Source organism: Hymenobacter fodinae, from assembly GCF_004745825.1.
In the GTDB taxonomy this organism is placed as follows: domain Bacteria; phylum Bacteroidota; class Bacteroidia; order Cytophagales; family Hymenobacteraceae; genus Hymenobacter; species Hymenobacter fodinae.
Window position 1 is genome coordinate 399,582 of record NZ_SRLA01000003.1, and the last position, 12,350, is coordinate 411,931.

The 12,350-nt window shown below is 56.8% G+C and carries 10 protein-coding genes and 1 tRNA gene; 6 read left to right on the forward strand and 5 right to left on the reverse strand.

The features are described from left to right. The first annotated feature begins 63 nt into the window (after positions 1-63). Positions 64-555 (forward strand): hypothetical protein, encoded by a 492-nt coding sequence (locus EU556_RS15515; RefSeq protein ID WP_135435059.1) that lies wholly within the window; start codon positions 64-66, stop codon positions 553-555. 209 nt (positions 556-764) lie between these two features. On the opposite strand, the gene miaA is transcribed toward EU556_RS15515, so the two are convergent. Both miaA and EU556_RS15525 read right to left on the reverse strand, forming a co-directional pair. Next, positions 765-1,670 carry a tRNA (adenosine(37)-N6)-dimethylallyltransferase MiaA gene (miaA, locus tag EU556_RS15520; RefSeq protein ID WP_135435060.1) on the reverse strand — a complete coding sequence of 302 codons (906 nt, stop codon included), beginning with the start codon at positions 1,668-1,670 and terminating at the stop codon, positions 765-767. Further along, positions 1,667-2,797, reverse strand: a complete 1,131-nt coding sequence (locus EU556_RS15525) for a glycosyltransferase (protein ID WP_135435061.1) — start codon at positions 2,795-2,797, stop codon at positions 1,667-1,669. Before EU556_RS15525 ends, miaA begins: the two co-directional genes overlap by 4 nt. Before the next feature lie 161 nt (positions 2,798-2,958). Here EU556_RS15525 and EU556_RS15530 point away from each other — a divergent pair, with 161 nt between their 5' ends. The 3 genes from EU556_RS15530 to EU556_RS15540 all read left to right on the forward strand — a co-directional run bounded on the left by EU556_RS15530 (position 2,959) and on the right by EU556_RS15540 (position 8,318). Beyond that, positions 2,959-6,978, forward strand: coding sequence for a PAS domain S-box protein (locus EU556_RS15530; RefSeq protein WP_135435062.1), 4,020 nt, complete (start codon positions 2,959-2,961; stop codon positions 6,976-6,978). A 71-nt stretch (positions 6,979-7,049) separates the two neighbouring features. Next, positions 7,050-7,427 carry a response regulator gene (locus tag EU556_RS15535; RefSeq protein ID WP_135435063.1) on the forward strand — a complete coding sequence of 126 codons (378 nt, stop codon included), beginning with the start codon at positions 7,050-7,052 and terminating at the stop codon, positions 7,425-7,427. A 123-nt stretch (positions 7,428-7,550) separates the two neighbouring features. Then, positions 7,551-8,318 carry an MBL fold metallo-hydrolase gene (locus EU556_RS15540; RefSeq protein WP_135435064.1) on the forward strand — a complete coding sequence of 256 codons (768 nt, stop codon included), beginning with the start codon at positions 7,551-7,553 and terminating at the stop codon, positions 8,316-8,318. Between the two features lie 16 nt (positions 8,319-8,334). Here EU556_RS15540 and EU556_RS15545 read toward each other — a convergent pair whose 3' ends face one another. Beyond that, complete coding sequence (locus tag EU556_RS15545; protein ID WP_135435065.1) at positions 8,335-8,802, reverse strand: hypothetical protein; 468 nt, start codon at positions 8,800-8,802, stop codon at positions 8,335-8,337. Between the two features lie 186 nt (positions 8,803-8,988). Between EU556_RS15545 and EU556_RS15550 the strand changes: the two genes are divergently transcribed. Further along, entirely contained in the window at positions 8,989-10,572 is a 1,584-nt protein-coding gene (locus EU556_RS15550) for an NFACT RNA binding domain-containing protein (RefSeq protein WP_135435066.1), read from the forward strand. Positions 10,573-10,636: 64 nt separating this feature from the next. On the opposite strand, the gene EU556_RS15555 is transcribed toward EU556_RS15550, so the two are convergent. Beyond that, positions 10,637-10,718: transfer RNA gene (locus tag EU556_RS15555), tRNA-Leu, on the reverse strand. Positions 10,719-11,010: 292 nt separating this feature from the next. On the opposite strand from EU556_RS15555, the gene EU556_RS15560 reads away from it, so the two are divergent. After that, positions 11,011-11,487: a low affinity iron permease family protein gene (locus tag EU556_RS15560; RefSeq protein ID WP_135435067.1), complete on the forward strand. Its 477-nt coding sequence runs from the start codon at positions 11,011-11,013 to the stop codon at positions 11,485-11,487. Positions 11,488-11,541: 54 nt separating this feature from the next. Here the strand turns inward: EU556_RS15560 and EU556_RS15565 are convergent, their stop codons facing one another. Beyond that, positions 11,542-12,249, reverse strand: a complete 708-nt coding sequence (locus EU556_RS15565) for a Dps family protein (RefSeq protein ID WP_210116304.1) — start codon at positions 12,247-12,249, stop codon at positions 11,542-11,544. Positions 12,250-12,350 lie beyond the last annotated feature (101 nt).

A 12,350-nucleotide genomic window follows, 5' to 3' on the forward strand; every position in this document is an offset into this window, starting at 1 on the left:
GCTCCTCATCGAGCCAGCCTCCATTTGGGATTAGGCACAGCCGGTGTCGGAACCGGAGATTATATGGCCCTGAAGGCGCACATCGAGTACGCACCGGTCTTCGGGCGGCACTTGGGCACCGGCACCCGCTTGGCTTTTATTGGCGGCAGTCGGGAATCCTACAGCACCGTGTATGCTCCCAACCGCTACGGCGGAAATGGCGTTACGGTGCCTTACGCCATGAGCTACCAAGCCGTGAATCTGGAGCAGGAGCTCTATTTCTACCCGTTTGGCAATAACAAGTCGGTGTTGTTTGCAGTAGGTGGCGGTGGGTACGCCGGTTACTCCAACCGCTATGGTGCGCCGGCCACCCACCTCAACTGGGAAACCGGCGAAGAAAGCCTTGACCTCGACCATGAGCAGGGCCTGCACGCGGGCTACATGTTTTCCCTCAACCTCGATGTAGCCCTGGGCGCCACCCAACAATGGCTGGTGGGTGGCAAGTCTGCGTTTCAGAATGATACGTATGGCAACTCCCTTGCCACGCTGCAGCTGAAAGTAGGCCGCCGTTTCTAGCAATTATGGTGGCCTGCTGAAAGGGCTTTTGCCCATCTGCCCTGTTCGCTTTCCATAATCCACATAAAAGCCCTTACCTCCGCGCGGAAGTAAGGGCTCTTATGTGGCCCGGGTGTACTAAAAGGTCACACTAGAATTACCAGATTAGGCTACTCAATAGGACCGTAGGCTACGCTCTACTGGCCTAGGCCAGTGGCAGGCGCACTACATTACCACGTAAGCTCCGCGGGATGGTGCCACTGGTACTCTGGGTCGCGGCGGAGCCAGGTGAGTTGGCGTTTAGCGTAGTGGCGGGAATTGCGCTTGAGCAAGCGCACGGCCTCCGCATAGTCGTAGTGTCCTTCGAAGTAGTCAAACAGCTCCTTGTAGCCTACCGTCTGAAGGGCGTTGTGGTGACGGAACGGGTACATGGCCCGCGCTTCGGCCTCTAGGCCACTGGCCAGCATCTGATCCATCCGCAGGTCAATGCGTTGGTAAAGCTCTTCTCGCTCCCGATTCAAGGCAATTTTCACGGTTGTAAAGGGTCGCTCTGCCGCCTTCTTTACGCCATGAAAGCTGCTAAAGGGTTGCCCGGTGGCACGCGTAATTTCCAGGGCCCGCAGTATCCGCTGGTGGTTCTGACGGTCAATGCGCTCGTAAGTTACCGGGTCGAGGCGCTGCAGCTCCGCTACCAGGGGCGCTAGGCCACCCTCGGCCAGCTCCTGATGCAACTGCTCACGCACCTGCGGCAAGGCCTTAGGCATTTCATCAAAACCTTCCGTTACGGCCTGCAGGTACAGCCCCGAGCCCCCCGTGAGTATCACCACCCGGTGCTTCTGAAACAACTCGTGCAGCAAGGCCAGCGCGTCCTGCTCGTAGCGGCCGGCGTTGTATTCTTCCTGAATGCTGTGCGAATTAATAAAATGATGGGGTACGCCCTGCATTTCCTCGGGGCTGGGCTTAGCCGTGCCAATGGTGAGTTCCCGAAAGAATTGCCGGGAGTCGGCCGATACAATTTCGGTTTCCAAAGCCTGGGCCAAGCGCACGCACAACTCGGTTTTGCCCACCGCCGTGGGCCCCGATATCACCAGCAACGTAGGCTCCTGCGCGGCAAATAAATCTGTTAGTAGCTTCATGAGGTCGGGGAAATAGTGCAGCCGGGCAGTGCCGCGTACAGCGCCAGTAAGCTGGTTTCTTCGTGCTGCCAGTTCAGCTCTTGCCGGGCCTGGGAGCAGTTAATTGCGAGCTGCCGCGCGCGGGTTTCGTCGCCGCCGGGCAGCAAGCGGTTGAGGGCTGCTGCCACTGCACCGGCTGTCAGGGGCGCCGGCACCAGCTCAGCCACATCGTACGCCGCATTGAGGGCACGGTACTCCGGAAAATCAACCACTACCTGGGGCACGCAGGCGTGCAGGTAGTCAAAAAATTTGTTGGCCAGCGAGTAGTAATAACTCAGCCCTTGATTTTCGAGCAGCAGCACCCCCACTGCCGCGTGGCGCGTTACCTCCCGCAGCACATTCGGTAATACGTACCCCCGGAACTCAACCTTACCGCTGGCTACTAGGCCTAGCGCTGCGGCCTGGGCCCGCAGAGATTCAGACAGGTCGCCCTCTCCGCAAATAACCAATCTGCCTTGCACTTGCGGCATAGCTTCCAGCAAAGTTTCTAGTCCACGCCCGGCATTCAGGGCTCCCTGGTACAGGATGTAGCCGCCTGGCTCCGCCTTCGTGCATTTCGGCTCTTCTAATCGGCTAATGTTGCGGATAACGGCAAACGGCCGACCGTAGCGCTGTTCAAACAGCTGGGCCAGGGCGGGGCCCACGGTGTAGGCCAGGTGCGCCCGTGGCACAATAAACTGCTCCACCCGTCGCCAGATGCGCTGCACCCTCGGCCTGCTTACCACCTCGGGCACTTCAGTGAATAACTCGTGGGCATCATACACCAGGGGAGCCCCGGAGAGGCGCGCCCGCACCCAAACCGGCAGGGCGGTATCGAGGTCAATGGAGCACCAGGCCGCCGCCCGCTGGGTTAGCAGGAAAGCCAGTAGCCGCAACGAAAACTCCAGGTAGAATAGCTTGCCCCGCCGCAACCAGCACCGCAACCGGTGCTGCTGGTAAGGCTGAGCTGTTAGAGGCTTCGAGCTAGGCCACTCCCGCCCCACCAGCAGCACCTCGTAACCAGCCTGCGCCAGCGACCCGCAAATGCGTTGCATCCGCTGATCATAATTAAGATCCGTGGTAACGGTAAAGACGAGACGCGGGGGCATTTACAGCGGCGAGACGGAGCCGAGGCGGGTAGTTTGGGATATTTTCGTCAAATTTAGGGAGTAAAACCTAGTGTGCCGGCCTCGTCTCCACGTAAGAAGACGAGTAGCCGGCCCTTCTTTGCCCGGTAATACCTCCTCGACCTCCCTCGTCTCCTACCTCTATGCCGGCCAGGCCTACTGCTTCTACCTCCACCGATTTGCTACGCTCGTTATTTGATCAGGCCTATGACGCATTGCTGCTCTATGATGACCACGGCGCCCTGATAGATTGCAACCAAACCGCGTTAAACCTACTCGGCATTTCGCGCGAAATGCTGCTAGCTTCTGGCCTGATGGCCTTTGCACTGCCCTCGCCCGATAAAACAGTAGAGCAGTGGACTTCTGAGCATCAACTCCGTGAGGCAGTGTTGGAAACAGCTCGCACGGGCACTTCTCACTCCCGTACCTGGCAAGGGCAACGCGCTGACCGAGTGCGGCTGACTGGATGGTTGACGCTGCACCGCGTAGAAACGCCCTTCGGAACCCGCGTGCAGCTCACGCTCCGCGATGTATCCCGCAATCAACCGTACGAGCAGGATAGCACCCAACAATTGGTAGCCAAGCGCAGCCAGGAACAGTTGCGGGATTTGCTTTCCCGTACCAACCTGAGCTATGTGCAGCTCGACCGGCAGGGCGACATTCAGGATGTGAATGATTTCTTTCTTGACTTCACGGGGTACCGGCGTGATGAAGTTGTGGGCCACAGTTACCACGTCATCTTTTCGCCCCCGGAAGAGGCTGATGTCCGTCGGCAGGCCTACCTCACCAGCATTAAGGATGGGATGCTGCAGAGCTTCTACGAGCGCCTGCTCGTTACCAAGTCTGGCCAGCGCCGCCTGATGTACTGGCATGCCGAGTTCATTCGTACTGCCACGGGTCATATTACCGGCATTTTCGTGGTTGGCCGCGACCTGACCGACCGCCACGTCACGGCGCGGGCCCTTACCGACAACCGCACGCGGCTGCAGGACTTTCTCGACAATGCCCACGACCTGATTCAGAACCTGAGCATCGACAACCGATTCCTGTTCGTGAATAAGGCCTGGAAGGAAAAGCTGGGGTACGAGGATGAAGACCTGCCCAACCTCTCCCTCTCCGATGTGGTGCACCCCTACTACAAGGCTAAGCTGCTCTATCAGCTCCGCAACCTGTACAAGGGCGAGAAGGTGAACAAGCTGGAAACCGTGTTTCTGACCAAGACCGGCAAACCAGTGCACCTGATTGGCTCCATCAGCTGCTCGTGGCAGGATGATGAGCCCGTAAGCACCCGGGCCATTCTGCACGACATCACCGACCGCATCAAGGCCGAGCGTCTGCAGAAGGTATATTACAGCATTGCCAACCTAGCCATCAGCTCCAAAGATTTACATTCCCTGTACGGAGCCATCCACCGGGAGCTGAGCAAGATTATTGAAACCAATAACTTCTACATTGCCCTCTGCGACGAGGCTCGCACTCAGCTGCAGTTCGCCTACTACGTCGATCAGAATGCCCAGGGCGAGCAGAACATTATGGCGCGGCCGTTTTCCTCGGGTGTGTCGGAGTATATCATCCGGACCGGGCGGCCCCAGTTTCTGCTGAAGCCCGAGCTGGAGGAGCTAATTGGCAATGGCACTATTACGGCCTACGGGCTGATGCCGGAAGTGATGTTGTGCTCACCGCTGAGCATTGGCGAGCGAATCATTGGCGTCATTGCGGTGCAGGATTACCAGAAGGCCGATGCCTATGCTGCCGCCGACATTGAGATTCTGCACTTCATCTCCAACCAGGTAGCCTTGGCCATTGAGCGCAAGCGCAACGAGGTGCAGATTCAGAAGCAGAACGCCCGCCTGAACGCCATTTTTGAGAGCGGCTCCCACCTGATGTGGTCCGTGGATACGCATTCGCGCCTGAGCTCCTTCAACCGCAACTACGCCGCCTATTTCCTGCGGCGCAATGGCGTGTACCCGGCCCTCAACGTAAACCTCTGGCAGGCTGACTTGGCGCTGATGGAAGAGGATGCCCGTGATACGTTCATGGAGAATTACCGGCGGGCATTCCAGGGGCACCCTCAGCGCTTCGAGGTGCGCCTGCGCGACACCAAGGGCATCGACAGCTGGCGCGAGATTTATCTCAACCCCATTTACCTCGACGACGGCTCTTTCGAGGAAATATCGGCCATTGCCCACGACATCACGGATCAGAAACGCTCGCAGCTGGAGCTGGCGGCCCAAGAGGAGAAGTTCCGGGCCATCTTCGAGTCGTTCCAGGATGTGTACTATCGCACCGATGGCCGGGGTATCCTCAGCCTTGTGAGCCCCTCCGTGCTCGATATGCTGGGCTACACTCCCGAGGAAGTAACCGGTACCCCCATTGCCGACTACTACCTCTACCCTGCCGAACGGGAAGCCTTGCTGGCCAGCGTGCGCGACACAGGGGCGGCACGCAACTTTGAGGTGACTATGCGCCACAAAGATGGGCATGCCGTGAGCGTGCTGGTGAATGCCCGGAAAGTGCTGGACGGCATGGAAGGCACGGAAGGTATTGGCCGCGACATTACGGAACTGAAGAAAATGCAGGACGACCTGCGGGCTGCCAAAGATGAAGCGGAAGCCGCCCTGCATGCCAAAACGCAATTCCTGGCCAACATGAGCCATGAGCTGCGCACGCCTATGAACGGCATCATTGGCATGATTGACCTGCTCCACCAGACCGTAGCGAGCGAAGAGCAGGAAGAGTATGTAGATACGCTACGCAAATCGTCGGATGCGCTGCTGGCCATTCTGAATGATATTCTGGACCTCTCTAAAATTCAGGCGGGCAAGCTGCAGCTCAGCGAGTCTGGGATTGATTTGCACTACACGCTCGACAAGATCCACTCCCTGTTTGCGAATCGGGCCAACCAGAAGCTACTACACTTCACTTACCAAGTAGCGCCCAAAACCCCGCGCTTCATCATCACGGATGAAACCCGCCTGCTGCAGATCCTGAGCAACCTGACCTCCAACGCCATCAAGTTTACGGCCCAGGGCAGCGTGAGCATTCAGGTATCGTCGGTGGAGAGTGAGGGCGATGAGCACACGCTTCGCTTCGACGTGGCCGACTCCGGAATTGGTATTTCCGAGGAGAATGAGAAGCTGTTGTTCACCAACTTCACCCAGCTTGATACAACCCCCACTAAAGCTTTCGGGGGTACTGGCCTAGGCCTGGCCATCAGCAAGCAGCTGGCTGAGTTGCTGGGCGGGGAGATTGGGGTTACGTCCAACGTGGGCGAAGGCTCTACCTTCTGGTTCACCATCCGGTGCCTGGTGGCGCGCAATGAGGAGGAGATTGTGCAGGAGCGCGTTTCTGCCCGCGAGCGGGCCCAGGAAATTGTGCGTTTCGACACCACTCCGCGGGTGCTACTCGTTGACGACAACCCCATCAACCAGCAAGTGGCCTCGCGCCTGCTAGATAAGCTAGGCTGCGCTGTGGATGTAGCCCACGATGGGTTTGAGGCAATCAGCAAAGCCACTGACCCGCGCAACCGCTATCAGCTCATTTTCATGGACATTCAGATGCCCGAGATGGATGGGGTGACGGCTATGCTGGAGATTCGGCGGCGCCTAGGCCAGTCGTGCCCTCCGGTGGTGGCCATGACGGCTTATTCCATGAAGGAGGATGCCGAGCGCTTCGTGCAGCAAGGCATGGACGACTACGTACCCAAACCGGTGAAGAGCCAGGACCTTTACACGGTGCTGCGGCGGTGGTCGGCCTCCCAGTTGGCCTTGGCAACCTTGGAGCCCGAAGAAGCTCCGGTAGCAGCACCTGAGCCCGCCATTGTCAACATCGACCCTGATACGCTGGAGCAACTGCGCCAGCTAGGTGGCGGCGACTTTGCGGCCCAGCTCTACGCTGATTTTGAGCAAGAAGCCAGCCAGCTCCTGGCTGAGGCGGCAGCGCTGGTGGCCTCGGGTAGCTACGCTCAAATTTTACCGCACCTGCACCAACTGAAGGGTACTGGGTTTACGCTGGGCATAAATTCTATGGCTGAGTGCGCTAAGAAGCTGGAGCACGACTTAAAAACTGGTGTTTTTAATACTGCTGAGCAGGACTTCCGGAAGCTTCAGTATTACTTTGCACAGTTTTTAGCCGTATACCCTGCCATTACGCAAGCTCCGTAAGCACGACGACCGGTTTACTTACCTCTCTCTTTCAGCTCCCTTCCATCTAAAACCTCAACACTTCATTCCTTATGGCTGATTCTAAAACCATTTTAATCGCGGAGGATAGCTCCGTTATTCTCAACCTAACCAAGAAGATTCTCGAGCTGCAGAAATATCGTATTGTATCAGCCAAAAACGGAGGCGAGGTGATGAAGCAGGTGGAAAGCCAGCAGATTGACTGCGTACTCATGGACATTAATATTCCCGTGAAAGATGGCATGGAGTGCACCCGCGAAATTCGGCGGCACACTGATCCGCGCATTGCCAAAATTCCGGTTATTGCTATTACGGGCAACGCCAATAACTACTCCATGGAGCAATTCCGGGAGGCAGGCGTGACGGATTACCTACCTAAACCCCTCGACTTCGACGCCCTGGTGCGCGTGGTGAAGCAATACGTTGGTTAACTGATAGGGCTTTGGGCCTCAATGAAAGTAGGAGTTTGATCGAGGTGTACTGACGACTCGGGTAAAAGTCGATTCCTCAACCAAACTCCTACTTCCCCTGAGCCTCCAGGGCCCTAATACCTTATGGAAATAACCTTTCTCGGTACGGGCACGTCGCAAGGGGTGCCCGTGATTGGGTGTACCTGTGCCGTGTGCCGCTCCGTGGATTACCGCGACAAGCGCCTGCGCGTATCAGTGCACCTGCAGGTGCAGGGAAAAAGCATCATCATCGACTCGGGGCCCGACTTCCGGCAGCAGGCACTGCGGGAGCAGGTCAACCACCTCGACGCGCTGGTGTTCACGCACGAGCACAAAGACCATACGGGTGGCCTAGATGACATTCGGGCGTATAATTTCCGGCAGCAGCAGGACATGCCCATTCATGCCGAGCCACGAGTGATTGAGCAGCTGAAGCGGGAGTACTCCTACATTTTTGCCGAGCATAAGTACCCGGGCATTCCGCAGGTAGAAATTCACCCCATCCTCAGCGATACCGAGAGCTTCTGGGTGCAGGGGGTGGAGTTTCAACCCATTCGGGCGTTGCACTACAAGTTGCCAGTGCTGGGCTTTCGGGTGGAAAACTTCACCTACGTCACCGACGCCAATCATCTTACTCCCGAGGCCATGGAACGCATGCGCGGCTCGGAGGTTATTGTGCTTAATGCCCTGCGCCACGAAAAGCACATTTCCCACTTTACCCTGCAGGAGGCCGTGGATATTTTGGAGGACCTAGCTCCGAGCCGCGCCTACCTCACGCACATCAGCCACCAGCTCGGCCGCCACCGGGAAGTGGAAGCCGAGCTGCCAGACTTCATCCGCCTGGCCTACGACGGCCTGCGCGTAAAACTCTAGGCCACTGCCCTGAATATTAATTGGGTTTGGTCACTCGGAACGTCAGGCCAAACTGCTGCTTTGTTGGATTGTCATATTCCTTTACCTGCTTATCAAGCTGCCATTGCACGTAAGTAAGCAGATAGCGGCGCCCATTTGCCCGTACACTGAGTGTGTCATTCGGTAGAAGGTTCTTTGGCGGCGTTACTTGCGGCAACACCTGAGTTTGGCCTTGTGCATCTGTTATGCGCAATGTAGGCCAGGCCATTGTTCCCACTAAGCACTTCGCATTTGGCGGGCAATACGTGAAAGCAACCTCATCAAGCTTTACAGTTAGCTCAGGTTGTTGCTGCGTTGGCAGCGAGGCCTGCTGTTGATAGTGCAAGGTGAAATCCTTGTCGAAAGCGGCAGCAATTTCAGACGGCTGCTCGTCTGGCTTCACATCAGATTTATGGCAAGCGCCCAGGCCTAGGCCAGTCAGTAAAAGGAATACAGGTAGTTTCATAGAGTGGGGTAGAAATAAGAGTAGTGCCGGCTGATGCAAGCATGATTTCTCTACCAGGAGGCCAGAACTCAAGCGAAAGGTTGCATGTGGCGTCCGTTTGCTAGTGTAGTCTCGCTACGTTTTTCTGAGAAGACAACTGGCTGTTCATTCCATTCCAGATAATTTCGCCGCTAGGCCACTACCCTCATGCACACCAATTATTACTTTCTGCGCCAACTAGCTCCCGCTCTTACCCAACAACTCGCGGGCTACCGGGTAGCGGCTTGCTTCTCGCAAGAGAAGGACGAATTGGTAGTAGGATTAACGAATGGAACCCAGGAGTTTTGGTTGAAGGCCCAGCTGGCCGCGGCCGGTCCTATGCTTGCCCTGCCTGAGTCGTTTCACCGGGCCCGGCAAAATTCCGTGGATCTGCTGCCTGAGCTGCTAGGCCAGGTAGTAGCGCAGGTAGAGGCTTGGCCCAACGACCGGGTCCTGGACTTTACGTTTGTAAGCGGGGCCACTCTGTTGTTTAAGCTGTATAGCACGCGGCCCAATGCAGTATTTCGGAGCGCGCCGGAAGCTGAGGCCGAGTTGTTTCATCAGCGCTACACCGCCGATGCAGAGCTGCGCTCCATCCCTGCTGAGCCAAACGGCTTAGACGAAACACCCTCATCTACAAATCCCCTCAAAGCCTACCCCAGCCTCGGCGACGTGGCCCTGACCTACCTCCGCACCCGTGGTTACGACCCCGCCCCCATTGAAACAAAGTGGGAGCTGGTGCAACAAGTAGTGCATGAGCTGGAGCAGCCAGCAGCCTTTTACATTATCCGCTTGGATGGTCGTACTCGTCTGAGTTTACTGCCCGTCGGGGAAGTGGAGCATACGCTGCCGGCTGAAGATCCTATTGGTGCCTTGCGTCGCTTTGTACCCCTGCTGCTTAACCGCCGGGCCTACGAGGCCGAGCTGCGCCAGTTACGGCAGACGCTGGAGAAGCGGGCTGATGAAGCTACTACCAGCGCCCAACACGCCCGGCAGCGCCTGCACGCCCTGGAAAACACCGTGGGCTACCGACAAACTGCCGACCTGATTATGGCGCACCTAAGCCAGATACCAGCCGGAGCCGCGCAGGTAGAAGTAGTCGACTTTTACCAGAACAATCAGCCGCGCCTCATCAAGCTCAAGCCCGCCGAAACACCTCAACGAACGGCTCAGAATCTATACCGCAAGGCCAAAAACCAGCAGCTTGAAACCCGTGAACTACTTGCCCGGGCCGAGCGCCGCGAAACGGAAGCCTTCTGGAGCCTGGAGCGACTAGAGGAGCTAGAATCTCTCCCGGCCGGTGACTTGCGCGCCCTGCGCCAGTGGCGCAAGCAGCACGGCCTCGACCCGGCTACGGCGGCCAAAGTGGCCCAAGAGCTTCCCTTCAAAGTTTTTGAGGATAGCGGCTTTACCATTCTGGTGGGCCGTAACGCCCAAAACAACGACCTGCTTACCCAGCGCTACGCCCACAAAGACGACTTGTGGCTGCATGCCAAGGACGTCACGGGCTCGCACGTAGTTATTCGGCACCGCGCGGGGCACTCGGTGCCGGAGCCAGTGCTGGAACGCGCAGCCCAGTTGGCCGCCTGGTATTCGCGGCGCAAGAATGACTCGCTCTGCCCGGTAACTTATACTCCCAAGAAGTTTGTTCGGAAGCCCAAGGGCGCCATTGCCGGCCAAGTAGTGGTAGAGCGCGAGAATGTGCTGCTCGTGGTGCCCGCCAACCCGTTTGAACGCAACGGAGTGGCTTAGCAAAGCGAAAGAACCTAAAACGAAAAAGCCTGCCTCAGAAATCGAAGCAGGCTTTTTGCTAGAGTGCGCGCGGGGAGATTCGAACTCCCACACCCGAAGGCACCACCCCCTCAAGATGGCGTGTCTACCAGTTTCACCACGTGCGCAAATGTGGTCAAGCACTCTGTAGATAAGTCGAAAACCAAGGCTTTCGGATTCGCTGAGGTGGCGAATCGTGGACAAAAGTAGGGGGCTGCATGGTGCGGTGCAAGTCCCTCGCGGTATTTTTTCTACTCCGGCTGACCACTCTAGGCCAATTGTGAGCCTTGCGCACTCAGTATCAGCGGCAAGCCAATTCACATTTCCTTCATGCCTGGCGAAATATTTTTCCGATTCTCTCTTTCTTAGTGGGTGCCGCTCCCCCCGAAGCGCGTTTATCCACTATCCCATCTTCCGCGCATGTTCCTCACTCCTCCTACCTCCGCTTCATCCTCATCTAGCTTTTTCGCCCGGTTTGCTGGCAGCATCACGGCGTGGTCGGGCACCACGCTTGCCTTCTGCCTAGCCCTAGGCCTGGTGCTCATTTGGGCCCTGATGGGTCCTTTGTTTCACTACTCCGAAACTTGGCAACTGGTCATTAATACGGGCACTACCATCATCACTTTCCTGATGGTGTTTCTGATTCAGCGGGCTCAAAACAAGGATTCGCTGGTTCTGCATCTGAAGTTGAATGAACTGATTGCGGCTCACAAAGGCGCCAGCAACCGATTAATTAACGCCCAGGATTTTACGGAGGATGAAATTCATGTGCTGCACCAATATTTCTGCCTGTTGGCCGAAAAAGCCAAGCACGACCACGACCTGGGCCGGACGCACTCTGTGGAGGAAGCCGAGGAAAATCATCAGGAAAAACGGCGCGCCCGTGCCCGCAAATAACAAAACAGCCCCCTTCAGCTAAGAAGGGGGCTGTTTCATGCCTAATTACAGTGCTTATTCAGCACGCGCCAGGGGAGTGTCTACGACGTGCTCTGACACGAACCACACCTGCATTTCATTGGTGCGCATTACGTTGCTTACAATAAGGTCGTTAGTCCCGTCGTCGCCAGAATCGTCGGCGCGCTTAGCAAAGTCGTGGCAGTTCTTGAGGATAATCTGGTGCGCTTCCAGCAGGCGCGACACCTGAATAGGCGCCTCTTCCCGGTCGCGGGGCGGACGCGGAATGCTGGTTACCTCGGCAATATCAGCAGCCATAGCTACGGCAACGCCACCCAGAATCTGAATGCGTTCAGCAATCATATCAATGAGGGCATCTTGCTCTTCATAGTGCTTATCGTAGAGAAGGTGCAGCTGGTAGAAAGTGGGGCCTACTACCTGCCAGTGGTGCTTTTTGTACATGTCGCGAATGGTGCACGTATCGGCCAGCATCTGGTTCAGCATTTCCACGCTTTCCTGACGGGTATTGGAATCAAGGCCGATGGGCAGGCGCTGAGAAACTGTGCCGTAGCGCTGCAACGGGGCAGGAGCGTTAAACTGCTGGTTCAGGATGGGCTGCACGCTGGGGGCAGTTTGCCCGTTGGAAGAGGCTTGTCCATCTTGCCCATTGGATGCAGCTTTGGCCGAAGCTTTAGCAGGAGTAGCTTTTTTGGCAGCAGGTGCTTTAGCAGCGGCCGGAGTATCTTTGGTGGTGGTCTTAGCCATGATTGGAATGAGATAGTAGTGCAGAGAAAGCCACCAGGGGTGGTTGCTTGTTATGCCATACGTAGGCTAAGCGCTCAGGTTAACCGAAAATCATCAGATTA